General features: G+C 69.5%; 18 protein-coding genes and 1 other RNA gene. 11 read left to right on the top strand and 8 right to left on the bottom strand.

Annotated features, from left to right (window positions below):
* Positions 1 to 82 precede the first annotated feature (82 nt).
* Positions 83 to 1,399, bottom strand: a complete 1,317-nt coding sequence (locus J7357_RS16245; protein WP_209248081.1) for a M20 family metallopeptidase — start codon at positions 1,397 to 1,399, stop codon at positions 83 to 85.
* Positions 1,400 to 1,688: 289 nt separating this feature from the next.
* On the opposite strand from J7357_RS16245, the gene J7357_RS16240 reads away from it, so the two are divergent.
* The 3 genes from J7357_RS16240 (at position 1,689) to J7357_RS16230 (ending at position 9,610) form a co-directional block, all read left to right on the top strand.
* Complete coding sequence (locus J7357_RS16240) at positions 1,689 to 2,933, top strand: efflux RND transporter periplasmic adaptor subunit (RefSeq protein WP_209248079.1); 1,245 nt, start codon at positions 1,689 to 1,691, stop codon at positions 2,931 to 2,933.
* Between the two features lie 184 nt (positions 2,934 to 3,117).
* Complete coding sequence (locus J7357_RS16235) at positions 3,118 to 6,351, top strand: efflux RND transporter permease subunit (RefSeq protein ID WP_010341586.1); 3,234 nt, start codon at positions 3,118 to 3,120, stop codon at positions 6,349 to 6,351.
* 148 nt (positions 6,352 to 6,499) lie between these two features.
* Positions 6,500 to 9,610 (top strand): efflux RND transporter permease subunit, encoded by a 3,111-nt coding sequence (locus J7357_RS16230; protein WP_209248077.1) that lies wholly within the window; start codon positions 6,500 to 6,502, stop codon positions 9,608 to 9,610.
* A 154-nt stretch (positions 9,611 to 9,764) separates the two neighbouring features.
* Here the strand turns inward: J7357_RS16230 and J7357_RS16225 are convergent, their stop codons facing one another.
* Positions 9,765 to 10,451: a lectin gene (locus J7357_RS16225; protein WP_209248075.1), complete on the bottom strand. Its 687-nt coding sequence runs from the start codon at positions 10,449 to 10,451 to the stop codon at positions 9,765 to 9,767.
* Between the two features lie 226 nt (positions 10,452 to 10,677).
* Here J7357_RS16225 and J7357_RS16220 point away from each other — a divergent pair, with 226 nt between their 5' ends.
* Complete coding sequence (locus J7357_RS16220; protein ID WP_209248073.1) at positions 10,678 to 11,184, top strand: hypothetical protein; 507 nt, start codon at positions 10,678 to 10,680, stop codon at positions 11,182 to 11,184.
* 72 nt (positions 11,185 to 11,256) lie between these two features.
* Here the strand turns inward: J7357_RS16220 and hmgA are convergent, their stop codons facing one another.
* The 3 genes from hmgA to hppD form a co-directional block, all read right to left on the bottom strand.
* Positions 11,257 to 12,558, bottom strand: coding sequence for a homogentisate 1,2-dioxygenase (gene hmgA / locus J7357_RS16215; RefSeq protein WP_209248071.1), 1,302 nt, complete (start codon positions 12,556 to 12,558; stop codon positions 11,257 to 11,259).
* Complete coding sequence (locus J7357_RS16210; RefSeq protein ID WP_209248069.1) at positions 12,555 to 12,956, bottom strand: endonuclease domain-containing protein; 402 nt, start codon at positions 12,954 to 12,956, stop codon at positions 12,555 to 12,557. Before J7357_RS16210 ends, hmgA begins: the two co-directional genes overlap by 4 nt.
* A gap of 133 nt (positions 12,957 to 13,089) precedes the next feature.
* Positions 13,090 to 14,157 (bottom strand): 4-hydroxyphenylpyruvate dioxygenase, encoded by a 1,068-nt coding sequence (gene hppD, locus J7357_RS16205; RefSeq protein ID WP_010341303.1) that lies wholly within the window; start codon positions 14,155 to 14,157, stop codon positions 13,090 to 13,092.
* A gap of 182 nt (positions 14,158 to 14,339) precedes the next feature.
* Between hppD and J7357_RS16200 the strand changes: the two genes are divergently transcribed.
* Entirely contained in the window at positions 14,340 to 14,822 is a 483-nt protein-coding gene (locus tag J7357_RS16200) for a MarR family winged helix-turn-helix transcriptional regulator (protein ID WP_010341302.1), read from the top strand.
* 129 nt (positions 14,823 to 14,951) lie between these two features.
* Here J7357_RS16200 and J7357_RS16195 read toward each other — a convergent pair whose 3' ends face one another.
* From J7357_RS16195 to J7357_RS16185, 3 genes are all read right to left on the bottom strand, one after another.
* The gene (locus J7357_RS16195) at positions 14,952 to 15,551 is read right to left on the bottom strand and encodes a thioredoxin family protein (protein WP_019800686.1); all 600 of its coding nucleotides are present in this window, start codon (positions 15,549 to 15,551) and stop codon (positions 14,952 to 14,954) included.
* A gap of 15 nt (positions 15,552 to 15,566) precedes the next feature.
* Positions 15,567 to 17,090, bottom strand: a complete 1,524-nt coding sequence (locus J7357_RS16190; RefSeq protein ID WP_010341300.1) for an oligopeptide:H+ symporter — start codon at positions 17,088 to 17,090, stop codon at positions 15,567 to 15,569.
* A gap of 240 nt (positions 17,091 to 17,330) precedes the next feature.
* The gene (locus J7357_RS16185) at positions 17,331 to 18,242 is read right to left on the bottom strand and encodes a tryptophan 2,3-dioxygenase family protein (RefSeq protein ID WP_209248067.1); all 912 of its coding nucleotides are present in this window, start codon (positions 18,240 to 18,242) and stop codon (positions 17,331 to 17,333) included.
* Positions 18,243 to 18,434: 192 nt separating this feature from the next.
* Here J7357_RS16185 and J7357_RS16180 point away from each other — a divergent pair.
* From J7357_RS16180 to J7357_RS16155, 6 genes are all read left to right on the top strand, one after another.
* Positions 18,435 to 18,510: non-coding RNA, sX9 sRNA (locus tag J7357_RS16180), on the top strand.
* A gap of 42 nt (positions 18,511 to 18,552) precedes the next feature.
* Positions 18,553 to 22,134: a lamin tail domain-containing protein gene (locus J7357_RS16175; protein ID WP_209248065.1), complete on the top strand. Its 3,582-nt coding sequence runs from the start codon at positions 18,553 to 18,555 to the stop codon at positions 22,132 to 22,134.
* 512 nt (positions 22,135 to 22,646) lie between these two features.
* On the top strand, positions 22,647 to 23,735 hold the full coding sequence (gene pdhA / locus J7357_RS16170) for a pyruvate dehydrogenase (acetyl-transferring) E1 component subunit alpha (protein WP_209248063.1): 1,089 nt from the start codon (positions 22,647 to 22,649) through the stop codon (positions 23,733 to 23,735).
* Positions 23,728 to 24,807, top strand: coding sequence for an alpha-ketoacid dehydrogenase subunit beta (locus tag J7357_RS16165; RefSeq protein ID WP_152240084.1), 1,080 nt, complete (start codon positions 23,728 to 23,730; stop codon positions 24,805 to 24,807). Before pdhA ends, J7357_RS16165 begins: the two co-directional genes overlap by 8 nt.
* A gap of 1 nt (position 24,808) precedes the next feature.
* Positions 24,809 to 25,159: an SH3 domain-containing protein gene (locus tag J7357_RS16160; RefSeq protein WP_209248061.1), complete on the top strand. Its 351-nt coding sequence runs from the start codon at positions 24,809 to 24,811 to the stop codon at positions 25,157 to 25,159.
* Entirely contained in the window at positions 25,156 to 26,595 is a 1,440-nt protein-coding gene (locus J7357_RS16155) for a dihydrolipoamide acetyltransferase family protein (RefSeq protein ID WP_209248059.1), read from the top strand. Before J7357_RS16160 ends, J7357_RS16155 begins: the two co-directional genes overlap by 4 nt.
* The last annotated feature ends 231 nt before the right edge of the window (positions 26,596 to 26,826 follow it).

The raw sequence follows: 26,826 nt of genomic DNA, 5'->3' as shown, positions 1-26,826 counted from the left end.
ACACAAGCGGCTTCAGCCGCGACCGCCTTCCCGGTAACGCCCGTCGCGGCTGAAGCCGCTCCTACGAGTTCCCACCAGCCCTTCAGGCCTCCCGCTTCATCCCCAGATAATCCAAGGACACCTCCAGCATCGCGCGCAGCCCGACGTCCAGGGCGGTTTCATCGAGCAGGAACTGCGGCGAGTGGTTGCTGGGCGCGGTCGCGGGGTCGATGCCGGGGCCGGTGGCGCCGACGAAGAAGAACATCGACGGCACCTGCTGCGCGTAGAACGAGAAATCCTCCGCGCCCATCTGCAGCGGCGGTTCGTAGACGTTGCCGGCGCCGACCACCGCCTGCAGGCTGGGCAGCATGCGTGCGGTCAGCGCCGGGTCGTTGACCGTGGCCGGGTTGCCGTCCTGGTCGGGCACGTGCGCCTCGGCCTTGGCGCCGTGCGCGGCAGCGGTGTGCTCGGCCACGGTCTTGAGGTCGGCGAAGATCTGCTGGCGCATGCCCTCGTCGAAGGTGCGGATGGTGCCGACCATCTCCACGTCGTCGGGAATGATGTTGTAGCGGATGCCGCCCTTGATCGCGCCGAAGCTGAGCACCGCCGGCTGCTTGGACAGGTTGGCGCGGCGGCTGATCACGCTCTGCGCGGTGCCGATCAGGTCGGCGCTGGCCACGATCGGGTCGATGCCGTTCCACGGCGCCGAGCCGTGGGTCTGGCGGCCGATCACCTTGATGCTGAAGCGGTCCGAGGCGGCCATCAGCGGCCCGCCGCGCACCGCGATCTTGCCGGCCTGGACGCTGGAGAACACGTGCAGGCCGAACATCGCCTGCGGCTTGAAGTCGCGGAACAGGCCTTCCTTGAGCATCAGCGAGGCGCCGCCCTCCTCGTTGCCCGGCGCGCCCTCCTCCGAGGGCTGGAACACCAGCATGACCTCGCCCGGCAACTGCGCGCGCATCGCCACCAGCGCCTCGGCCACGCCGAGCAGGATCGCGGTGTGCGCGTCGTGGCCGCAGGCGTGCATCACCCCCACGGTCTCGCCGCGGTACTGCCCGGTGGCCTTGGAGGCGAACGGCAGGCCGGTCTGCTCGGTCACCGGCAGCGCGTCCATGTCCGCGCGCAGGGCGATCCTCGGCCCGGGCAGCGCGCCTTTGACGATCGCCACCACGCCGTGGTGGGCGATGCCGGTCTGCGGCTTCAGGCCCAGCGCGCGCAGCCGCTCGGCGACCTTGGCGGCGGTGCGCTCCTCGCGGTTGGACAGCTCCGGGTGCTGGTGGAAGTCGCGCCGCCACTCCACCACCTTGGCCTGCAGCCTGGCCGCCGCGGCCGTCACCTCCGGGCGCTCGGCGCTCTGCGCCCAGGCCAGGGCGGGGACGGCGAACAGCAGGGCGGACAGCAGGCGGGACAGGCGCGGCATGGCAGGGCTCCAGATCGGGACGCAACGGGCGTTCAGTCACTGTAGTGCATCGGCGGCCGGCAGGGGGCGGCCACGGATCCCGCTGCGGGGAAAAAACCCTTGCGAATCCGTGTCAACCGATGCGCCGCCGGTGCGTTGCGAGAACGAACGACCGGCCTTGCCCGCCCGCGGGGTCTGTCCCTTCAGTCATGGTCCAATCGCAACGCGCCGGCGATATGCTTTCGCGACCGTTTGCACCAGCCACTGCGGGAGGGTCCCCCACCCCGCCTCGCCACAGGAGTTTCCCCGGATGTCGCGTTTCTGGAAGATTGCGCTGCTGATCCTCGCAGCGGTGGCCGTGGTGCTGGTGGGCATGCGTTTCATGCGCGGCGGCGGGCATCACAAGGGTGGCGGCGGCGACGGCACGGGCGAGGACGGCGACAACACGCCGGTGCCGGTGACGGTGGTCGCCGCGAGCAGCCAGACGGTGCCGATCTATGCCACCGCCACCGGCACGGTGACCGCGCTGAGCACCGTCACCGTCAGCCCGCAGGTCGGCGGACAGCTGATGAGCCTGAACTTCCGCGAAGGCCAGGAAGTGAAGAAGGGCGAGCTGCTGGCGCAGATCGACCCGCGTTCGCTGCAGGCCAGCTACGACCAGGCCGCGGCGAGCAAGCGCCAGAACCAGGCGCTGCTGGCCACCGCACGCTCCACCTTCCAGCGCTCCGACTCGCCGGCCTACCGCCAGTACGTGGCCAAGACCGACCTGGACACCCAGCGCAACCAGGTGGCGCAGTACGAGGCGGCCGTCGCCGCCAACGACGCGCAGATGCGCGCTGCGCAGGTGCAGTTGCAGTACACCCGCATCCTCGCCCCCAACGACGGCATCGCCGGCATCCGCGGGGTGGACGTGGGCAACATCGTCAGCACCAGCAGCACCATCGTCACCATCACCCAGGTGCACCCGATCTACGTGACCTTCAACCTGCCCGAGATCCAGCTGCAGGACGTGCGCCAGGCACAGGCGGCGGCGCCGCTGCCGGTGACCGCGCTGGACCGCACCGACGCCCACCCCATCGCCAGCGACGGCCAGGTCGACGTGATCGACAACCAGATCAGCGCCGACACCGGCACGTTCAAGGTCCGCGCGGTGTTCCCGAACAACGACCGTGCGCTGTGGCCGGGCCAGTTCGTCAACGTGCGCCTGACCCTGCGCACCGTACCCGACGGGGTGGTGGTGCCGACCCAGGCGGTGCAGCGCGGACCCAACGGCGACTACGTGTACGTGGTGCAGGCCGACAACACGGTCAAGATGCAGACGGTGAAGCAGGGCGCGGAAGTGGGCGACAGCCACGTGCAGCTGACCGAGGGCCTGAAGGCCGGCGAGCGGGTGGTCACCGAAGGCCAGTTCCGGCTCAAGCCCGGCACCAAGGTGAACGCGCTGAAGCCGGGCGAGGCGCCGCCGGAGCCGACCGAGGCCGAACTGAAGGCCGCCGAGGGCAAGCAGCAGCAGCGCGGCGGCGGACGCCGCGGCGGCGGCGGCGGGCCACGCTGAGCGTGACGCGCACGCCGGCGACGGCCGTGCCGCGTCCGCGCGGCCGGCACTCGTCGGGTCGCCCGCAGGCGGCGTTCCCGACCAGTGCCGCGATCGCGGCGCCGGGCCACGGCCGCCGCTGATTTCGCCGTAACTCCCGGAGCCGACGCGGCCGCGCCGGACTCTCACCAGCAAGGATCTCCCCGTGGGCTTTTCGACGATCTTCATCCGCCGCCCGATCGCCACCACCTTGCTGATGGCAGGCGTGCTGCTGCTCGGCATCCTCGGCTACCGGCAGCTGCCGGTGTCGGCGCTGCCGGAAATCGACGCGCCCAGCCTGGTGGTGACCACTCAATATCCCGGCGCCAACGCCAGCACCATGGCCTCGCTGGTGACCACGCCGCTGGAGCGGCAGCTCGGGCAGATCTCCGGGCTGCAGATGATGACCTCCGACTCGTCGGCGGGCCTGTCCACGATCGTGCTGCAGTTCGCGATGGACCGCGACATCGACATCGCCGCGCAGGACGTGCAGGCGGCGATCCGCCAGGCCACCCTGCCCTCGTCGCTGCCCTACCAACCGGTCTACAACCGGGTGAACCCGGCCGATGCGGCGATCCTCACCCTCAAGCTCAGCTCCGACACGCTGCCGCTGCGCGAGGTCAACAACTACGCCGACTCGATCCTGGCCCAGCGCCTGTCGCAGGTACCGGGCGTGGGCCTGGTGTCGATCGCCGGCAACGTGCGCCCGGCGGTGCGCATCCAGGTCAATCCGGCGCAGCTGTCGAACATGGGCCTGACCCTGGAGGCGCTGCGCAGCGCGCTGACCCAGACCAACGTCAACGCGCCGAAGGGCTCGCTCAACGGCAAGACCCAGTCCTACAGCATCGGTACCAACGACCAGCTGTCCAGCGCCGCCGAGTACCGCGATACCGTCATCAGCTACAAGAACGGTGCGCCGGTGCGGCTGTCGGACGTGGCCAAGGTGGTGGACGGGGTGGAGAACGACCAGCTTGCCGCCTGGGCCGACGGCAAGCCGGCGGTGCTGCTGGAAGTGCGCCGCCAGCCCGGCGCCAACATCGTGCAGACGGTCGAGCAGATCCGCGCGATCCTGCCGCAGTTGCAGGGCGTGCTGCCGGCCGGCGTGCACCTGGACGTGTTCTCCGACCGCACCGAGACCATCCGCGCCTCGGTGCACGAGGTCAAGTTCACCCTGATCCTGACCATCGGCCTGGTGGTGGCGGTGATCTTCGTGTTCCTGCGCCGGCTGTGGGCCACGGTGATCCCGTCGGTGGCGGTGCCGCTGTCGCTGGCCGGCACCTTCGCGGTGATGGCCTTCGCCGGCATGTCGCTGGACAACCTGTCGCTGATGGCGCTGGTGGTGGCCACCGGCTTCGTGGTCGACGATGCGATCGTGATGATCGAGAACATCGTGCGCTACATCGAGCAGGGCAAGAGCGGCCGCGAGGCGGCGGAGATCGGCGCGCGCCAGATCGGCTTCACCGTGCTGTCGCTGACCGTGTCGCTGGTGGCGGTGTTCCTGCCGCTGATCCTGATGCCCGGCGTCACCGGCCGCCTGTTCCACGAGTTCGCCTGGGTGCTGAGCATCGCGGTGGTGATCTCGATGCTGGTGTCGCTGACGCTCACGCCGATGATGTGCGCCTACCTGCTCAAGCCCGACGCCCTGCCCGAGGGCGAGGACGCGCACGAGCGCACCGCGGCGGCCGGCAAGACCACGCTATGGTCGCGCACCGTCGGCGTGTACGAGCGCAGCCTGGACTGGGTGCTGGGCCACCAGAAGCTGACCCTGCTGGTGGCGCTGGCCACCATGGTGCTGACCGTGCTGCTGTACGTGGTGATCCCCAAGGGTCTGCTGCCCGAGCAGGACACCGGGCTGATCACCGGCGTGGTCCAGGCCGACCAGAACGTGGCGTTCCCGCAGATGGAGCAGCGCACCCAGGCGGTGGCCGAGGCGCTGCGACGCGACCCGGCGGTGACCGGCGTGGCCGCCTTCATCGGCGCCGGCTCGATGAACCCCACCCTCAACCAGGGCCAGCTCAGCATCGTGCTGAAGCCGCGCAGCGACCGCGACAGCCTGGAAGACCTGCTGCCGCGGCTGCAGAAGGCGGTGGCCGGGCTGCCGGGCGTGGCGCTGTACCTGAAGCCGGTGCAGGACGTGACCCTGGACACCCGCGTGGCCGCCACCGAATACCAGTACTCGCTCTCGGACGTGGACAGCGCCGAGCTGGCGACCCAGGCCACGCGCCTGACCGAGGCGCTGCGCAAGCGCCCGGAACTGGCCGACGTGGACAACAACCTGGCCAACCAGGGCCGCGCGCTGGAACTGCACGTGGACCGCGAGAAGGCCAGCACCCTCGGCGTGCCGATGCAGACCATCGACGACACGCTGTACGACGCCTTCGGCCAGCGCCAGATCTCCACCATCTTCACCCAGCTCAACCAGTACCGCGTGGTGCTGGAAGTGGCGCCGGAGTTCCGCACCAGCACCGCGCTGCTGAACCAGCTGGCGGTGGCCAGCAACGGCAGCGGTGCGCTGACCGCCAGCAACGCCACCAGCTTCGGCCAGACCACCTCCAGCAATTCCTCCACCGCCACCGGCATCGGCGCGCAGAACACCGGTATCACCGTCGGCAGCGGCGGCACCGTGCCGCTGGCGGCGGTGGCCGAGGCCAAGCAGTCGACCACGCCGCTGGTGGTCAGCCACCAGCAGCAGCTGCCGGCGGTGACCGTGTCGTTCAACCTGGCGCAGGGCTACTCGCTGTCGCAGGCGGTGGCGGCGATCGAGGAAACCCGCGCGCAGCTGCAGCTGCCGCCGCAGCTGCATGCCGAGTTCATCGGTAAGGCCGCCGAGTTCACCGGCAGCCAGACCGACGTGGTGTGGCTGCTGCTGGCATCGGTGGTGCTGATCTACATCGTGCTGGGCGTGCTGTACGAGAGCTACATCCACCCGCTGACGATCATCTCCACGCTGCCGCCGGCCGGCGTCGGCGCGCTGCTGGCGCTGATGCTGTGCGGGCTGAGCCTGTCGGTGGACGGCATCGTCGGCATCGTGCTGCTGATCGGCATCGTCAAGAAGAACGCGATCATGATGATCGACTTCGCGATCGACGCACGCCGCGAAGGCGCCAACGCCCACGACGCGATCCGCCGCGCCTGCCTGCTGCGCTTCCGCCCGATCATGATGACCACCGCCGCGGCGATGCTGGGCGCGCTGCCGCTGGCGCTGGGCGACGGCATCGGCTCGGAACTGCGCCGCCCGCTGGGCATCTCCATCGTCGGCGGCCTGCTGCTGTCGCAGTTGGTCACCCTGTACACCACCCCGGTGATCTACCTGTACATGGAACGCGCCTCCGAACGCGCACGCGCCTGGCGTGAACGGCGTGCGGCGCGGCACGCGACGGCAGCGGAGGGGCGGGCGTGAGGGGCCGGGAATCGGGAATCGGAAAGCGGGAATCGGAAAGCGCCGAGTCCGCGCGCTGCCGACTCGTTCACTCCATGCCGGATCCTCGAACGACTGACACCGGGCGCGCACTGCGATTCCCGATTCCCCATTCCCCAATCCCGGCCCCATGAACATCTCCGCGCCCTTCATCCGCCGTCCCATCGGCACCGCGCTGCTGGCCATCGGCCTGTTCGTGATCGGCATGATGTGCTACCTGCGCCTGGGCGTGGCGGCGCTGCCGAACATCTCGATCCCGGTGATCTTCGTGCAGGCCAGCCAGGCCGGCGCCGACGCCTCGACCATGGCCGCCACGGTCACCGCGCCGCTGGAGCGGCACCTGGGCCAGGTGCCCGGCATCGACACCATGCGCTCCTCCAGCTCGGAGGGGAACAGCCAGGTGTTCATGGTGTTCCAGAGCAGCCGCAACATCGATTCGGCGGCGCAGGACGTGCAGACCGCGATCAACGCCGCACAGGCCGACCTGCCCTCCGGCCTGGCCACGCCGCGCTACCAGAAGGCCAATCCCAACGACGACCCGGTCATCGCCATCGCCCTGACCTCGGACACGCAGTCGGCCGACGAGCTGTACAACGTCGCCGATTCGCTGCTGGCGCAGCGCCTGCGCCAGATCACCGGCGTGGCCTCGGTGGACATCGGCGGCGCCTCCACCCCGGCGGTGCGGGTGGACGTGAACCTGCGCGCGCTCAACGCCATGGGCCTGACCCCGGACGACCTGCGCAATGCGGTGCGCGCGGCCAACGTCACCTCGCCCACCGGCTTTCTCAGCGACGGCGCCACCACCACGGCCATCGTCGCCAACGACGCGGTGGCCAAGGCCGCCGACTTCGGCCAGGTGGTGATCAGCCAGCAGCAGGGCCGCGCGGTGCGCCTGCGCGACATCGCCAATGTCTACGACGGCCAGCAGGACGCCTACCAGGCGGCCTGGTTCGGCGGCAAGCCGGCGGTGGTGATGTACGTGTTCACCCGTGCCGGCGCCAACATCGTGGAGACGGTGGACCGGGTCAAGGCCGAGATCCCGATGCTGCGCAGCTACCTGCAGCCGGGCACCAGGATGACGGCGTACTTCGACCGTACCCCGACCATCCGCGCCTCGCTCAACGAGGTGCAGGCCACGCTGATGATCAGCCTGGCGATGGTGGTGCTGACCATGGCGCTGTTCCTGCGCCGGCTGGCGCCCACGCTGATCGCCGCGGCCACCGTGCCGCTGTCGCTGGCCGGCGCGGCGCTGGCGATGTACGTCATGGGCTTCACCCTCAACAACCTGAGCCTGCTGGCGCTGGTGATCGCGATCGGCTTCGTCGTCGACGATGCGATCGTGGTCATCGAGAACATCATGCGCCACCTCGACGAGGGCATGTCGCGGCTGGACGCGGCGCTGGCCGGCGCGCGCGAGATCGGCTTCACCATCGTCTCGATCACCGCCTCGCTGGTGGCGGTGTTCATTCCGATCCTGTTCGCCAGCGGCATGATCGGGGTGTTCTTCCGCGAGTTCACCGTCACCCTGGTGGCGGCGATCTGCGTGTCGGCGGTGGTCTCGCTGACGCTCACCCCGGCGTTGTGCAGCCGCTTCCTGTCCGCGCACGCCGAGCCGGAACAACCCGGCCGCTTCGGCGCGTGGCTGGAGCGCATGCACGCACGCATGCTGCGCGTGTACACCGTGGCCCTGGACTTTTCGCTGCGCCATGCGCTGCTGCTGGCGCTGACCCCGCTGCTGCTGATCGCGGCCACGGTGTTCCTGGCCGGTGCGGTCCAGAAGGGCTCGTTCCCGGCGCAGGACACCGGCCTGATCTGGGGCCGCGCCACCTCCAGCGCCACCGTGTCCTTCGCCGACATGGTCACCCGCCAGCGCCGCATCACCGACATGCTGATGTCCGACCCGGCGGTGAAGATCGTCGGCGCGCGCCTGGGCAGCAGCCGCCAGGGTTCCAGCGCCAGCTTCAACATCGAGCTCAAGCGCCGCGACGAAGGCCGCACCGATACCACCGCGCAGGTGCTGGCGCGGCTCAGCGCCAAGGCCGACCGCTACCCCGACCTGCAGCTGCGCCTGCGCGCGATCCAGGACCTGCCCAGCGACGGCGGCGGCGGCACCAGCCAGGGCGCGCAGTACCGCGTCTCGCTGCAGGGCAACGACAACGCGCAGTTGCAGGAGTGGCTGCCCAAGCTGCAGGCCGCGCTGAAGCAGAACCCCAAGCTGCGCGATGTCGGCACCGACGTGGACAACGCCGGCCTGCGCCAGAACATCGTGATCGACCGCGCCCTGGCCGCGCGCCTGGGCGTGTCGATCGGCGCCATCGACGGCGCGCTGTACGGCGCGTTCGGCCAGCGCCAGATCTCCACCATCTACTCCGATCTCAACCAGTACAGCGTGGTGGTCAACGCGCTGCCGGACCAGACCGCCACGCCGGCGGCGCTGGACCGCATCTACGTGCCCACCCGCAGCGGCACGATGATCCCGCTGACCGCGGTGGCGCGCCAGGTCCCGGGCCTGGCGCCGTCGCAGATCAGCCACATGAACCAGTACACGACCATGGACCTGAGCTACAACCTGGCGCCGGGCGTGAGCACCGGCGAAGGCGATGCGATCATCGCCGCCACCGTGGCCGGGCTGCGCATGCCCGGCGACATCCGCATCGCCGACGGCGGCGGCTTCGGCGTGCAGTTGCAGCCGAACTCGATGCTGGTGCTGGTGCTGGCCGCGATCGTGGTGGTCTACATCGTGCTGGGCATGCTCTACGAGAGCCTGGTGCACCCGGTGACCATCCTCTCCACGCTGCCCGCCGCCGGCATGGGCGCGCTGCTGGCGCTATGGGTCACCGGCACCGAACTGTCGGTGATCTCGATGATCGCGCTGGTGCTGCTGATCGGCATCGTCAAGAAGAACGCGATCATGATGATCGACTTCGCTTTGGTCGCCGAGCGCGAGCACGGCAAGACCCCGCTGGAGGCGGCGCGCGAGGCCTGCATCGTGCGCTTCCGCCCGATCATGATGACCACGATGGTGGCGATCCTGGCCGCGGTGCCGCTGGCGGTGGGCCTGGGCGAAGGCTCGGAACTGCGTCGCCCGCTGGGCATCGCGATGATCGGCGGCCTGCTGATCTCGCAGAGCCTGACCCTGCTCAGCACCCCGGCGCTGTACGTGATCTTCTCCTGCCTGCGCGAACGCTGGTACGCCCGTCGCGCGCGCCGGCGCGAGCGCCGGCAGCTGCGGGTGGCCTGAAGGCCGGGAATCGGGAATAGAGAATGGGGAATCGGAAAAGCGAAGAGCAAAGAGCGGTCATGCGCCACTGAGGCGAAAGCGGCACCAGTTGCCTCAGTCACTCGACCCTCATGCTCTTCCCATTCCCCACTCCCGATTCCCTATTCCCAGCCCTTCAGCCACACCCTTCCACGTAATCCACCTGCGGCGGCAAACCCACGCGCCAGGCGACGATCTTGCCGGCCGCGTCGGTCTCGAACACCAGCACTCCACGCTGGCCGGCTTCGCTGCGCACGCGCAGCACCTTGGCGCCTTCGACGTACTTGTGCGGTTGCTCCTCCAGGCGGCCGGCGTACAGCGCGCGCAGGTGCGCCAGGTCCATGCCGACCTTGCCGCCGCCGGGCGCGGTTTCCTTGGCGGTGCGCACGTCGTAGCGCACCAGCGTGTCGTCTTCGACCATCAGGCCGAACTGGTGGTTGCCCTTGGCCCAGCGCGGACGCAGCACGTAGCAACTGCTGCCGGCACTGGGCTGGCCGTCGAGTTCGCCGCCCCAGGCCGCGCGCGCCTGCGCCGCGGGCATGCCCAGGCGCAGGTCGCCGTAGCCGTCGATGCGCGCCAGTTGCCGGTCGCCCGCGGCCAACTCCGGCGGCAACGCCGAGGCCGGCGCCTGCGCCGGCGGCACGTCGCCATCGGGCTGGTCGATGTCGGGCGGCGGCAGGGCGCCGTCGTCGGCTGCGGCGGGCGCCGGAGCCGGAGCCGGCGCGGACGGTGCAGGAGGCGCGGCCGGCGGCGCGGGCGGTTGCCGGTCGCAGGCGGCGAGCGCGAGCAGCAGCACCACCACGCCTGGTTGAATCGGCTTCATCGCACTTCCTCGCTGGACCAGCGCATAGGCTAGCGTGCATGCCCTCGCCCTGCACGGCAGCGGCGACACACTGCCAGACCAGTGCGGCCGAGCACCGCGTCCCGGACCAGGCGTTCGACCACGTCGACGGCGTGTCGCTTGCCGGCACCGACACGCCAGCGCATCGCCCTTGTCATCGGCATTTCACCGCTGCGCGCCAAGCTGCGCGCCTACCGACCCCGCCGCCATGCATCCGCGCAAGACCGCCCTCGCCCTTGCGGCACTGCAATCGCACGATGCGCCGCTGGACATGCGCCAGCGACGCGTGCTGATCCTGGCCGACGGCCAGCGCAGCCTCGAGGAACTGGCGACGCTGGGCGGCCGCGGGGCCGATGCGATCGTGCAGGGGCTGCTGCAGCAGGGCTATCTGGACGACGGCCGCAGCAGCGCCGCCGCGCCGGTGGCGACAAGCGCCCCTCCACCACCGGCCGACCCACGCCGCGCATTGCTCAATGCGCGCATGTATCTGCTGGACCTGCTGCAATTGCAGCGCCATCCGGCCTCGCCAGCGCTGCAGCAGCAATTGCGCGCTGCGCGCGAGGAACACGACACCCTGCGCGCGATCGGACTGGCGCTGCGCACGATGCCGGAGATGACCTCCGAGCGCTACGCGCAGCGCATCCGCGAGCGCGTGCTGGAGATCCTGCCGGCATCGCTGCACGACGCGCTGGCGACCGCGGCGGAGGCCGCCTGAGCGCCACGATTCCGTCCGCGGCAGCGGTTGCCTCAGCGGCGGCCTGAGCAGCGCCGCCGCGCCGGTGCGCGCTCAGGGCGCGCGGAAGTGCCGGCGCATGCCCTGCCAGCACTGCTGGTAGTCGCGCTGGCGATGTGCGGCGTCCAGCGCCTGCGCGGTCGGGCGCAGCACCGCCCGCGTCTCGAACATGAAGGCCATGGTGTCGGCGATGACGTCCGGCCGCGACAGATCGGCCTGCGAGGCCTTGTCGAAGGTGGCCGCGTCCGGGCCGTGTCCGCTCATGCAGTTGTGCAGCGACGCGCCGCCCGGGGCGAAGCCGTCGGCCTTGGCGTCGTAGACGCCGCGCACCAGGCCCATGAACTCGCTGGCCACGTTGCGGTGGAACCAGGGCGGGCGGAAGGTGTGCTGCGCCACCAGCCAGCGCGGCGGGAAGATGGCGAAATCCATGTTGGCGGTACCCGGCGTGTCGCTGGGCGCGGTCAGCACGGTGAAGATGCTCGGATCGGGATGGTCGAAGCTGATCGAGCCGATGGTGTTGAAGCGGCGCAGGTCGTACTTGTACGGGGCGTAGTTGCCGTGCCAGGCGACCACGTCCAGCGGCGAATGCCCGATCGGCGCGCGCCACAGATGGCCCTGGAACTTGGCGATCAGTTCGAACTCGCCCTCGTCTTCCTCGTAGGCGGCCACCGGCGTGAGGAAGTCGCGTGGGTTGGCCAGGCCGTTGGCGCCGATCGGCCCCAGGTCGGGCAGCCGCAGCAGGCCGCCGAAGTTCTCGCACACGTAGCCGCGCGCAGGGCCATCGGGCAGTTCCACGCGGAAGCGCACGCCGCGCGGGATCACTGCGATTTCCTGCGGCGCCACTTCCAGCGTGCCCAGTTCGGTGCACAGGCGCAGTTGCCCGAGCTGCGGGACCAACAGCAGTTCCGCATCGGCGTTGTAGAAGAACCGGCCCTGCATCGACGCGTTGGCCGCATACAGGTGCACCGCCACGCCATGCTGCGCCTCGGCCGAGCCGTTGCCGGCCATCGTGTACAGGCCATCGACGAAGTCCACCGGCATCTCCGGCAGCGGCAACGGGCTCCAGCGCAGCTGGTCCGGCGGCACCGGGCCACGCTGGAAGTCGTTGTGGAACGCGCCGGCACGGTCGTAGGCGACGAAGCCGCCGTGCATCACCGCCGGGCGGATGCGGTACAGCCAGCTGCGCCGGTTGACGCCGCGCGGCGCGGTGAACGCGGTGCCCGACAACTGCTCGGCGTACAGGCCGTGGGCCACGCGCTGCGGCGAGTTCTGCCCGACCGGCAACGCGCCGGGCACCGCCTCTGTGGCGAATTCGTTGCCGAAGCCGGACATGTAGCCGTTGGGTTGGATGTTCATGACGAGGGCTCTTCTGCGTGAAGCCCCTCTCCCATCGGGAGAGGGGTACGGGCACCGACGAAGCACAGAATCGTCTGCAGGACCGCATCAACTTGCAGCATCACATCGTTGTTCCAGAAACGCAGTACGTGCATTCCTTGCGACTGCAGGTAACGCGTTCGCTCAGCGTCGACCGCTTCCGAATGTTGCGAGCCATCCAGCTCAACGACAAGCTTCAACGCCTCGCAATAGAAATCGACAACGTAAGGCGGCATTGGATGCTGCCTGCGGAATTTCAGGCCAAGCAGGCTTCCGTTTCGCAGGTGGCGCCAAAGCTTTCCTTCCGCATCGGTCATGTCACGGCGCAAACCGCGGGCGTTTCTCAATGTGGCGGTGGGCAATGGCGGCTTGAGTTCCATGACCCCACCGTACCCTCACCCCAACCCCTCTCCCGATGGGAGAGGGGCTAGTCCGGCTGTCGGAAGTCTCCGCGCTGCGCTGTCAGCGTCTGCCGGCTTCGCCTGGCCGTCAGCCTCCGCTCGCCTTCATCCCTCAGAGCACGCCACGCTTCATCTGGTCGCGTTCGATGCTCTCGAACAGCGCCTGGAAGTTGCCTTCGCCGAAGCCTTCGTTGCCCTTGCGCTGGATGATCTCGAAGAAGATCGGGCCGATGCAGTTCTGGGTGAAGATCTGCAGCAGCTTGCGCTGCTTGGTCTCCGGGTCGGCGTCGATCAGGATCTTGTTGCGCGCCAGCCGCGCCACGTCCTCGCCGTGGTTGGGAATGCGCTGGTCGATCACGTCGAAATACGTGTCCGGGGTGTCCAGGAACTCGACGCCGGCCGCGCGCATGCGCTCGACCGTTTCGTAGATGTCGTCGGTGAAGCAGGCGATGTGCTGGATGCCTTCGCCGTGGTAGGCGTCCAGGTACTCGTTGATCTGGCTCTTCGGGTCCGACGATTCGTTGAGCGGGATGCGCACCACGCCGTCCGGCGCAGTCATCGCCTTGGACACCAGCCCGGTCTTGGCGCCCTTGATGTCGAAGTAGCGGATCTCGCGGAAGTTGAACAGGCGCTCGTAGTAGTCCGACCAGCGCTGCATGTTGCCGAAGTACAGGTTATGGGTCAGGTGATCGATGAAGGTCAGGCCGAAGCCGGCCGGATGCTGCTCGGCGCCGGGCACCGGCTCGAATCCGTCGTACACCGACCCCTTCTCGCCGTACTTGTCGACCAGGTACAGCATGCAGTCGCCGATGCCCTTGACCACCGGCGCCGGCACCGCGCGGGTGTCGGCCTTGTCGGCGATGGCTTCGCCGCCGTTCTCCAGCACCTTGGCGAACACCTCGTCGGCCGGGTGCCGGAAGCGGATCGCGAAGCCGCAGGCGCAGGGGCCGTGCGCGGCAGCGAAGTCGGCGGCGAAGGAGTCCGGTTCCTCGTTGACCAGGAAGTTGACCCCGCCCTGGCGGTACACGGTGATCGCGCGCTGGCGATGACGCAGCACCGCGGTGAAGCCCATGCTGCGGAAGTACGCATGCAACTGCTCGCCCTGCCCGGCCGGCGCGGCGAATTCCACGAACTCGAAACCGTCGATGCCCATCGGGTTCTCGAAGGTGGTGACCTGCATGCCGAGGTTGGTCGGCTGCGACGGATGCTGCGCTTGTGCATTCATGACGCGTCTCCTGGAGGGGGGAGTCGCGGCGGCCGGGCCGAAATTTCGGATGCGGACGGGCGCCAGACTCGCGAGAATGGACCGTAGTATCCTCCGTTATAGTTACAAGTGAAACCACCAGCAAGGTGCAATGCAGCATGACGATCGCCACGCCCGCCCCGACGCCCGACTCGCCCTCCCTGGATCTGGAACGGTTCCTGCCGTACCGGATCAGCGTGCTGTCCAACCGCATCAGCAGCAACATCGCCCGCGTCTACGGCGAGCGCTACGGCATGGCGGTGACCGAGTGGCGGGTGATGGCGGTGCTGGCGCTGTATCCGGGCCTGTCGGCCGGCGAGGTCTCCGAGCGCACCGCGATGGACAAGGTGGCGGTGAGCCGGGCGGTGGCGCGGCAACTGGAGCGCGGGTTCATCCAGCGCGAGACCCATGGCGACGACCGCCGCCGCTCGGTGCTGCACCTGACCGCGGCCGGGGTGGAGGTGTACCAGGTGGTGGCGCCGATGGTGCTGGAGTGCGAGCGGCGCCTGCTGGCGCCCTTCAGCGAGGACGAGCAGCGGCTGCTGAACCGGCTGATCGACCGCCTGGCGGCCGAGGGCCTGCCGAGCATGACCGGGCGCTGAGGCGCCGGGGGCCGCGAAAGGCAGGCCTTAAAAACTATTGTAGGAGCGGCTTCAGCCGCGACCAGGCATTCCGAGTGCCCCGGTCGCGGCTGAAGCCGCTCCTACGAAAAAACCAGGCGTCGCCGCCGCTCAGGCTTTCGGCGGCGCCCATTCCTTGAGGAAGTCCGAGAACTTCTTGCGGTCGTAGTCCTTGCCCTTCTGCAGGTCGGCGAGTATCTGCGAGTGCAGCAGCTTGCCGTCGGCGTCGAGCACCAGCAGGTGCGGGAAGTCGACGATCTTCGGGTACTGCGCCATGAACGCCTCGTTCTTGTTGGCGTCGCTGACGTTGACCTTGACCCAGACGAAGTTGGCGTCGCGGAAGCTGCGCAGCTCCGCATCGCCCTCGATGAAGGTGTCCAGGGTGTGGCACCAGTCGCAGGCCTCGTTGCCCACGTCGAGCAGGATGCGCTTGCCGCCGCGCTTGGCCTCGACCATGGCGGTCTCCAGGTCGTCGGCCGGGTTGCGCTGCGGATCGAACTGCGCGCCCAGCGCCTTGGCCGCGGCGATGTCGGCGGCGGCCGGGGTATTGCCCGAGGCCACCGGCTGGTTGGGATCGGCCACCGGCGGCTTCTGCACCGAGGTGTCCAGCGGCTTGGCCGGCGCCTGATCGTCGGGCGGCGGCGTCTGGCTGCAGCCAGCCAGGGCCAGGATCGCCGCCAGGGCAGCGCAGATCGTCTTGTTCATCGCCATTGCTTGGTCCTCACGTTACTTCACACCGTGCATCAGTCGGTTGATCAGCGGCGCGATCAGGAACAGCAACACACCCGAGCCAAGCAAGGCCCAGAAGCCGAACGTGTAGCCCTTCAACGCCGATTCTACGGTCATGCCGCTCTCGCCGCTGACGCCCGCGGCGAAGATGCCGGACAGGTTGTTGCCGATGGCCGTGGAAAGGAACCAACCGCCCATCGCGAAGCCCACCACCTTGGTCGGTGCCAGCTTCGTCGTCATCGACAGGCCGATCGGCGACAGGCACAACTCACCGACGGTCTGAATCACGTAGACCATGAACAAGGTCCAGAAAGGAATCTTGCCGCTGCCATCGACCAGCGAGGACAGCGCGTACATCAACAACGCGAACGCCAGACCATTGAAGATCAGGCCCAGGCCGAACTTGCGAGGAATCGACGGATTGGCCGACTTCAGCGCCACCCACAACCACACGAATACCGGCCCCAGCACCAGGATCGCCAGCGTGTTGACGGACTGGAACCAGCCCACCGGGAACATCCAGCCGCCCAGGTCGCGCTCGACGATGTTCTGCGCCAGGAAGTTGAACGAACTGCCCGCCTGCTCGAAGAACATGAAGAACATGACGTTGAACACGAAGACGATCAGCATCGCGATCGAGCGGTCGCGCGGTATCCGGCCCTCGCGGATCCCCTCGACCAGGATCATGGCGCACAGCGCCACGAACAGGGTGGTCAGAATCCAGCCGAGGATGCCGGCATCGATGAGCAGCAGGCCGTAAGCCAGTGGGATCACCAACAGCGTCGCAACCAACACCCCGATGGTACGTCCGATGCCTTCGCCGCCCACCGGCGGCTTGCCGACGGGGCCGAGCTGGTGACGCCCCACCCAGAACCACACCAGGCTGATCAACATGCCGATGCCGGACGCGATGAAGACATACTTGTAGGCCGGCATCGCCTCGCTGCCGAACAACTTGTCCGCCAGGAACCCCGTCAGGATCGGCGCCAGGAAACCACCGGCGTTGATGCCCATGTAGAAGATGGTGAAACCCGAATCGCGCCGCGGGTCGGAGAGCGGATACAGCTTGCCGACCATGGTGGACACGTTCGGTTTGAACAGGCCGTTGCCGGCGATGATCGTGGCCAAGCCGATCTTGAACACCTCTTGGTTCGGTACCGCGATCAGGAACAGGCCGACCGACATGACCACGGCGCCGATCAACAGCGAGCGCTGATAGCCGATCAACCGATCGGCAACGAAGCCGCCGAACAGCGCCGACGCGTAGACGAGCGCCAGATAGGCGCCGTAGAGCTTGTTGGCGGGTGCCTCGCCGGCGCCGGAGCCCTGGTAGAACTCGGACACGATGTACAACGTCAGCGCCCAGCGAATGCCGTAGAACGCGAAGCGTTCCCAGAACTCGGTCATGAACAGCAGCCACAGCGGACGCGGATGCCCCAGCAGGGTCTTGAATTCGGGCGGTTGCGCTGACGGCGGTTGCGGTGAGGCGGGGTTGTTCGACGCGACGACGTCAACGCTCATGCGGTGTTCCCTTGCGTATTCAGGATGGGCTGGGGCGGTGCGGCCGGCAAGGCCGGGCAACGGGCGAGGATCACCGAGGGACGGCGTGGCGTCAAATCCTCGACGGCCCGGATGCCGCAATGTCCAGGCGCAGACCCCGCAGAACCGCCGTCCTGGCGGCGAAACGACGACCGCCGCAGCCGCGTTGATTGCTGCATGCGAACATGCCGTGGCGGCGCCGATCGTCAGCGGCGCGGTCGGCTACTGCGAGGACGGCCCCTGCCCTGCCACCGCGTTGGCAATGCCCGCGTCCCGCCCCTCCAGCCCCACCGAGGTCCGCACCTCGAACAGTTCCGGGAAGAAGGTCAGCGCCAGCGCCTGCTGCAGGAAGCCGACGCCGCTGGAACCGCCAGTGCCGCGCTTGAAGCCGATCACCCGCATCACCGTGCGCATGTGGCGGAAGCGCCATAGCTGGAACTGGGTCTCCAGGTCCACCAGATCCTCGCACAGCGCGTACTCGCGCCAGTAGCGGTCGGTGTTCTCGTAGATGCGCTCGAACACCGGCCGCAGCAGCGGGTCGCTGACGTGCGGCTGGCGCCAGTCGCGGGCGTGGTACGGCGCCGGCACCGCGTGGCCGAAGCGGGCCAGGTAGCGCAGGAATTCCTCGTACAGGCTGGGCGCTTCCAGCACCGCCTGCAGCGCCGCCTGGCCCTGCGGGTCGTGGTCGAACACCGGCAGCATCTGCGCGTTCTTGTTGCCGAGCATGAATTCGATGGTGCGGTACTGCAGCGACTGGAACCCGGAGGACGGGCCCAGCACGTCGCGGAAGCCCATGTACTCGGACGGGGTCAGGGTCTCCAGCACCGACCACTGCTCGGTCAGCAGGCGCAGCACCTGCTTGCTGCGCGCCAGCACCTTGCGGCACTGCCACACCTGGTCGCGCTGCAGGTGCGCGATCGCCGCGCCCAGCTCGTGCGCCAGCAGCTTCAGCCACAGCTCGGAGGTCTGGTGCTGGACGATGAACAGCAGTTCGTCGTGGTGCGGCGGGTTCGACAGCGGCTGCTGCGCCGACAGCAGCCGGTCCAGGCGCAGGTAGCCGCCGTAGGTCAGGCGGCCTTCCAGGTCGGTGTGGATGCCGGCTTCGAGCGGGCGCTGGTTCTGTTCGACGGGCATGGGCGGCGTGGGCGTTCCGGGCCGGCAAGGGTACCGCAGCGACGAATGTCACACATTGGTCAGCACACCTTGTCAAACTCCTGCACAATCGTCGGCGGTGCCTGGGGGGCGCCGTCAGTTCATCTGCGTAAGAGCGGCTAACCAAACTACTGCGCAGCCACCAGGCGGGCGCGGACGGTGCTCGGAATCCTCATGTACCACTCGTACACTGCGGTTCCTCCGCGCCGTCCGCACCCACCTGGCGACTGCTCGCTACGTTTCGTTAGCCACTCTTAAGTCCACGTCTTCAAGGATTGGGGAGATCTTGTTCATGCGAACCATGCTGCTTCGAGCTGCAGTGTTGTCGTGCGCGCTGGGTGGTGCCGGGTACGCCCAGGCCCAGGTGGTCATCAGCCAGGTCTATGGCGGTGGCGGCAACAGCGGCGCCACCTACAAGAGCGATTTCGTCGAATTGCACAACAACGGCAGCGAGGCGGTGAGCCTGGCCGGCTGGTCGGTGCAGTACGCCTCGGCCGCCGGCAGCAGCTGGCAGGTCACCACGCTCAGCGGCAGCATCGCGCCGGGCGGCTATTACCTGGTCAAGCAGGCCGACGGCAGCGGCGGCAGCACAGCGCTGCCCACGCCCGACGCCACCGGCACCATCGCCATGAGCGGCACCGCCGGCAAGATCGCGCTGAGCAAGAGCAGCGCAGCGCTGAGCGGCGCCTGCCCGGCCGGCAACGCCGACTTCGTCGGCTACGGCAGCAGCGCAAGCTGCGCCGAAGGCAGCGCCCCGACCGCCGCGCCCAGCAACACCCTGGCGGTGCTGCGCGGCAACGGCGGCTGCAGCGACAGCGACAACAACAACGCCGATTTCGCCACCGGCGCACCGACCCCGCGCAACAGCGCCGCGCCGGTCAGCCTGTGCGGCGGCGGCAACCTGCCGGTGGCCAGCGTGGCCAACGTCAGCCGCGCCGAAGGCGACAGCGGCAGCACCGCGTTCGTGTTCACGGTGACGCTGAGCCAGCCGGCCGGCAGCGCCGGCGTCACCTTCACCGCCGCCACCCGCGACGGCACCGCCACCGCCGGCAGCGACTACCAGGCGCTGGCCGCGACCCAGGTGACCATCGCGGCCGGCGAGAGCAGCGCCGAGGTACGCGTGCTGGTCAACGGCGACACCAGCAACGAACCGGACGAAACCTTCTACCTCGACATCAGCGGGGTCAGCGGCGCGCTGCCGGCCACGCTGACCGCCAGCGGGGTGATCCTCAACGACGACTTCAACCTGGTGCCGATCCACAGCATCCAGGGCAGCGGCGCGCGCTCGCCGCTGGTCGGCCAGGTGGTCGCCACCAGCGGCATCGTCACCGCGCGGCGCAGCGCCGGCTTCTTCCTGCAGACGCCCGACGCCCAGGCCGACGCCGACCCGCTCACCTCCGAGGGCATCTACGTCTACACCGGCAGCGCGCCGCCGGCCGAGGCCGCGGTGGGCAACGCGGTGCGGGTGCAGGCCACGGTGGTCGAATACGTGCCCAGCACCGACCCCAGCCAGCCGCCGCTGACCGAACTGAGTTCGCCGACGGTGCTGCTGCAGTCCACCGGCAACCCGCTGCCGGCCGCGGTCGAGCTGACCACCCGCTTCCCCGACCCGAACGGCGCCTACGACCAGCTCGAGCGCCTGGAAGGCATGCGCGTCACCGTGCCCAGCCTGACCGTCAACACCCCGACCCTGGGCAACGTCAACGAGACCAACGCGAGCGCGACCAGCAACGGCGTGTTCCATGCCGTGGTCACCGGGCTGCCGCGCGCCTGGCGCACCGCCGGCGTGCAGCAGCCCGACGCGCTGCCGGCCGGCTCGCCAAGCGATGTGCCGCGCTGGAACACCAGCCCGCAGGTGATCGCGGTCGGCAGCGCCGGCCTCGGCGGCGAGCGCATCGACGTGGCCGCCGGCTGTACCGTGCTCGGCGTCAGCGGCCCGCTGGACTACAGCTTCCGCCGCTACACGATCTATCCGGAAACCGCGCCCACCGTGCAGTGCAACGGCGCCGACCAGCCCAAGCCGGCCCCGGCGCCGCAGGCCGACGACGTCAACATCGCCACCTACAACATGGAGCGCTTCTTCGACGACCAGAACGATCCGGCCATCGGCGAACCGGTGCTGACCGCGGCCGCCTACCAGGCGCGCCTCAACAAGGCCTCGCTGGCGATCCGCAACTACCTCAACACCCCCGACATCCTCGGCACGGTGGAGATCGAGAACCTGAGCGTGTTGCAGACCCTGGCCGACCGCGTCAACCGCGATGCGGTGGCCGCCGGCCAGCCCGATCCGCAGTACGTGGCCTACCTGCAGGAAGGCAACGACGTGGGCGGCATCGACGTCGGCTTCCTGGTCAAGACCGCGCAGGTCGGCGCCGGCATCGCCCGCGTCGAGGTGGTCTCGGTGAGCCAGGAAGGCAAGGCCACCACCTGGACCGAGCCCAGCGGCACCGTCAGCCTGCTCAACGACCGCCCGCCGCTGCTGCTGAAGGCGGTGGTGCATTTCGCCGACGGCCGCGCGCTGCCGCTGACCGTGGTCGAGGTGCACCAGCGTTCGCTCAACGGCGCAGAGACCGACGACGCCAGCGGCCAGCGCATCCGCGCCAAGCGCCAGGCGCAGGCGGTGTTCCTGGCCAACCTGCTGCAGGCGCGCCAGGCCGCCGATCCCAGCGAGCAGTTGCTGGTGATGGGCGACTTCAACGCCTTCGAGTTCAACGACGGCTACGTCGATGCGATGGGCACCATCACCGGCCTGCCGGCGGCGGACGCGCAGACCGTGGTGCCCGGCGACGGCGCCGCCCTGGTCGATCCGGCGCTGTACAACCTTACGCTGCTGTCGACGCCGGACCAGAGCTACTCCTACGCCTACGACGGCAACGTGCAGTCGCTGGACCACATCCTGGCCAACCGCGCGCTGATGCGCTCGGCGCAGATCGCCGGCCTCAGCGAAGCCCACGCACGGCTCAACGCCGACTTCCCGGCCGTGGCCCGCAACGACGCCAACTCGCCGGCGCGGCTGTCCGACCACGACCCGGCGGTGGTGCTGATCAAGCTCAAGCCGCTGGAGCGCGCCGACCTGAGCCTGCGCGTGAGCGCCGCCAACGCCTCGGTCTACGCCGGCGACACCATCCGCTACAGCGTGGACCTGGCCAATGCCGGTCCGGACGCGGCGCGCGCCGCCGCGGTCGCCTTCGCCCTGGACGCGGCGGTGACCCCGAGCGTGACCGCCGCCCCGGGCTGGGACTGCGCCGCGCCGGAGGTGGCCGCGCAGACCGTGGTCACCTGCAGCACCGCGCAGTTCGCCGCCGGCACCACGCCGCGCTTCGAGGTGGCGGTGCCGGCCGGCGCCGCCCTGATCGGGCGCAGCCTGAGCCTGGCCGCGTCGGTGGCCTCGCAGACCGAGGACCCCAACCCCGGCGACAACGGCGGCAGCACCACGGTGGCGGTGCAGGCGCGTCCGGCCGGCGACCTGGCGGTCTCGATCGACGGCCCGGCCACGCTGCCGTTCCTGGCGTTCTTCGCCGACTACCGCATCGACGTGCGCAACCACGGCAATGCGCCGGTGCAGGGCGCCAGCCTGGAGATCGACGGCAGCACCCTGTCGGCGCTCACCGCGCTGGTGCCGCCGCGCGGCTGGCAGTGCGTGCGGCAGAACCACGGCTTGCGCAGCGCGCGCTTCCAGTGCCGCAGCGGCGCCGAGCTGGCGCCGGGCGCCAGCGCCGCGTTCCGCCTGAGCCTGGCGACGCGGCCGCTGCCGGCCGACCGCCAGATCGTGATCGGCGCCAGCGCCGGCTCGACCTCGGCCGATGCCGATCCCAGCGACAACAGCGCGCGCTTCAGCACCTATGTGGAGGGGCTGCGCCTGTTCGGCCGCTGATCGCGGCAAGCGGTGCAAGTGCAAGGGCGTGGCCGCGAGGCCACGCCCTTTTTGCTTGGGGCAAGGCCAACCCGGCGCTGGTCACGTGTTGCCGACAGCGCCATCGCGTAGGAGCGGCTTCAGCCGCGATGGGGCATTCCCGGTCACGCCCGTCGCGGCTGAAGCCGCTCCTACGGGACAAGCTGCATGCGCGCGCCAGCGATACGCGGTGCTCCGGGGCGCGCACGCACGCCCTGTCTTCTGTCCTTTTCGAGGCGCCCGCTCTCTGGCATGCGCACGGCAATGGGGCATTGCCACCGCCACCGGTGGACACCCACGCGCAGATGAACGACACGCATCGCACTGCAACATCGTCGATACCCAACGCCATCAATCGGCAACGCGAGAGGACCACGCTTTTCTTGTGCGACACGGCATCGCCGCGTGCTGCGGTGCACGACGGCTTTTGTGCACGGCTTCCTTAACATGCCGACTCATATCATTTGAAACTTGTTGTCGAGAGCGCCATCGCCATGCCCATCGCCGCCCAGTTCGAAATTGAGTTCCTGCAGTACCTCGACGCGGGCGGCCAGCCGGTCCGCGACGCGCTTCCGGCCGATTCGGCCAACCCGCAGACCCTGCTGGCGCTGTTCAAGCAGATGCTCTACGTGCGCACCTTCGACAGCAAGGCGGTGGCCCTGCAGCGCACCGGCAAGCTGGGCACCTACGCCTCCTGCCTGGGCCACGAGGCCACCCACGTCGGCATCGGCGCGTCGATGCGCCGCGGCGACGTGCTGGCGCCCAGCTACCGCGAGTACGGCGCGATGTTCATGCGCGGCGTGCGCCCGCGCGAAGTGCTGCTGTACTGGGGCGGCGACGAGCGCGGCAACGACTACCAGCGCGATTCCGACGCCGCCCGCGACTTCCCGATCTGCGTGCCGATCTCCACCCAGTGCCTGCACGCCGCCGGCGCCGCGCTGGCGTTCAAGCTGCGCGGCGAGCAACAGGTGGCGGTGGCCACCTGCGGCGACGGCGGCTCGTCCAAGACCGACTTCTACGCCGCGCTCAACTCGGCCGGCGCCTACCAGTTGCCGCTGATCCTGTGCGTGATCAACAACGGCTGGGCGATCTCGGTGCCGCGCAATGCGCAGACCGGCGCGCAGACCCTGGCGCAGAAGGGCCTGGCCGGCGGCCTGCACTGCCTGCAGGTGGACGGCAACGACCTGATCGCGGTGCTGGAGGCGATGCGCCAGGCGCGCGAGCGCGCGCTGGCCGGCCAGGGCGGCACGGTGATCGAGTTCATGACCTACCGCCTGTCCGACCACACCACCGCCGACGACGCGCGCCGCTACCGCGACGATGCCGAGGTCAAGCAGGCCTGGGAACGCGAACCGCTGCTGCGCCTGCGCGCCTGGCTGAGCGCGCAGGGCCTGTGGAGCGAGGACGAGGAAGCGGCGTGGAAGCAGGAATGCGCGCGCCTGGCCGACATCGAGCTCAACGCCTACCTGGAGACCCCGGTGCAGCCGGTGGAAGCCATGTTCGATTACCTGTACGCCGACCCGCCGCCGGACCTGCTCGCGCAGCGCGCCGAGGCCATCGCCCTGGAGCAGCGCCATGGATGAGTTGAGCCCCCGCCTCGCCGACCACGCGGCCGCGTCTGCGGCCGGCACCGCCCACAGCGCCGCCACCGCGCGCGGAGACAGCCCGATGACCAGCACGCCCATTACCCTGATCGAAGCGGTGACCCAGGCGCTGGCCTGGGAACTGCAGCACGACCCGTCGGTGCTGGTGCTGGGCGAGGATGTGGGCGTCAACGGCGGCGTGTTCCGCGCCACCGCCGGCCTGCAGCAACGCTTCGGCGCCCAGCGCGTGCTCGACACCCCGCTGGACGAGACCACCATCGCCGGGCTCAGCGTCGGCCTCGCCGCGCAGGGCATGAAGCCGGTGGCCGAAGCGCAGTTCGACGGCTTCGTCTACCCGATGGTCGATCACCTGATCTGCCACGCCGCGCGCCTGCGCACCCGCACCCGCGGCCGCCTGCACTGCCCGATGGTGCTGCGCGTGCCGTGGGGCGGCGGCATCCGCGCGCCGGAACACCACAGCGAAGCCAACGAAGCCATCTTCACCAACGTGCCGGGCCTGCGCGTGGTGCTGCCGTCCTCGCCGCAGCGCGCCTACGGCCTGCTGCTGGCGGCGATCCGCGAGCCGGATCCGGTGATCTACATGGAGCCCAAGCGTATCTACCGGCAGTACAAGGAAGTGGTCGCCGACGACGGCGAGGCGCTGCCGCTGGACGTGTGCTTCGTGCTGCGCGACGGCACCGACGTGACCCTGGTCGCCTGGGGCGCGCAGGTCAAGGAAGCGCTGGAGGCGGCCGACCGGCTCGCCGCCGACGGCATCAGCGCCGAAGTGATCGACGTGGCGACGCTGCGTCCGCTGGACTTCGACACCATCGCCGAATCGGTGGCGCGCACCGGCCGCTGCGTGATCGTGCAGGAAGCCCCGCGCAGCGCCGGCTTCGGCGCCGAGATCGCCGCGCGCCTGGCCGAGCAGTCGATGTACGACCTGGTCGCGCCGGTGCAGCGCGTGACCGGCTACGACACCCACATCCCGCTGTTCCGTCTGGAAATGAAGTACCTGCCGAGCACCGACAAGATCGTCGCGGCGGCCAAACGGGCGATGGCCGCGGGTTGATATGCAGGCACGTTTGATCAGCGATTACCGCGCCGCCTATCCGCATCCGATCCGCATCGCCGCCGGCGAGCGGATCGCGCTGGGCGTGCGCGACGAAGAGTGGCCCGCGTTCGTCTGGATCACCAGTGCCGCCGGCAGCGCCGGCTGGGCGCCGCTGGCCTGGCTGCAGCCCACCGGCGACGGCCATGCCGTGGCGCTGCGCGACTACGACGCGCGCGAACTCGATGCCGCGCAGGGCGACACCGTCGTCCTGCATCACGAATACGGCGACTGGTGGTGGGCCGAGCGCGCCGACGGCACGCAGGGCTGGCTGCCGGCACGCGACCTGGAACTGCTGGAAGAGACCACATGAGCCAAACCAAGAATTTCAATCTGCCCGACCTGGGCGAAGGCCTGCCCGACGCGACCATCGTCGAGTGGTTCGTCAAGGAAGGCGACACCATCCGGCTGGACGAGCCGCTGGTGTCGATGGAAACCGCCAAGGCGGTGGTCGAAGTGCCCTCGCCGGTGTCCGGCAAGGTGCTGAAGCTGGCCGGCGCGCCGGGCGACATCGTCGTCACCGGCAGCATGCTGGCGCAGTTCGCACCCGACCCGAACCTGCCGCAGCGCGCCGAAGGCCAGGACACCGGCCATCACCACGGCGGCGCGGCGCCGGCCGCGTCCGGCAAGGGCGCCGGTGCGGACACCGCCGCGGCCGACGACCGCGTGGTCGCCTCCGACGACGGCGGCGAGTTGCACGACGCCGACAACGCGCAGGCCGCCGGCGAGCGCGACGATGCCGGCACCGTGGTCGGGGCGATGCAGAGCTCCAACACCGTGCACAGCGAACAAGCCGTGTCGGTCGGCGGCGTGCGCGCGATGCCGGCCGTGCGGGCCCTGGCCAAGAAGCTGGGCGTGGACCTGGGCCGGGTGCGCGCCAGTGGCGCCGACGGCGCGGTCACCCTCGCCGACGTCAAGCAGGCCGCGGCCGATGGCTCGGCGAAAGCCGGCGCCGTCGTAGGAGCGGCTTCAGCCGCGCCCCTACGCAGTCCAGCCGTCGCGGCTGAAGCCGCTCCTACGGCAGCCCGCCCACCCCAAGCGGCGCCCGCGCGCACCCCGCTTTCCGCCGCCGGCAAGCCGATGCGCACGCAGCCGCCGGGCGTGGCCGTGCAGGGCCAGCCCGAGCCGCTGAAGGGCGTGCGCCGCAACATGGCCCGGGTGATGGCCGAGGCGCAGCGCCAGGTGGTGCTGACCACGCTCAACGACGATGCCGACCTGCACGCATGGACGCCGGGCAACGACACCACCGGGCGCCTGGTGCGCGCGATCGTCGCCGCCTGCCAGGCGGTGCCGGCGCTCAACGCCTGGTTCGACGGCGAGGCGCTGACCCGCACCCTGCACGCGCACGTGGACATCGGCATCGCCGTGGACACGGACGACGGCCTGTTCGTGCCGGCCCTGCGCAACGCCGACATGCTCGATGCACGTGGCGTGCGCGAAGGCATCAACCGCCTGCGCCAACAGGTGGAGGCGCGCAGCATCCCGGCTTCGGAACTGAGCGGCTACACGATCTCGCTGTCCAACTTCGGCATGTTCGCCGGCCGCTACGCCACCCCGATCGTGGTGCCGCCGTGCGTGGCCATCGTCGCCGCCGGCCGCGCCCGCCATCAGCTGGTGCCGGTGATGGGCGGCGTGGAGACACACAAGATCCTGCCGCTGTCGCTGAGCTTCGACCACCGCGCCTGCACCGGCGGCGAGGCCGCGCGCTTCCTGCGCGCGATGATCGACGACCTGGCGCTTCCGGCCTGAGCGCCTGCCGCCTTGCAGATCAGCCAACCTGCCTGACGCCAGACGGTGCATCTGCTGCGCCTGACGCAGCAGATGCACCGCCATGGCGGCATGCACCCCCAATTGTGGGAGGGACTTCAGTCCCGACGCGACGAACAAAAAAGCGCAGGGGTTCAAGCTCTTCTGCAACGGATGCCTCGAAGGCGACCTAGGGAGCGCGTGTTTTCTGCGGTCTTCTACACACTGCGGGAT

It is taken from the genome of Xanthomonas sp. D-109, assembly GCF_017746095.1.
GTDB lineage: Bacteria > Pseudomonadota > Gammaproteobacteria > Xanthomonadales > Xanthomonadaceae > Xanthomonas_A > Xanthomonas_A sacchari.
The sequence above is the reverse complement of the archived record's forward strand: the minus strand, read 5'-3'. Positions and strand labels throughout refer to the sequence as shown.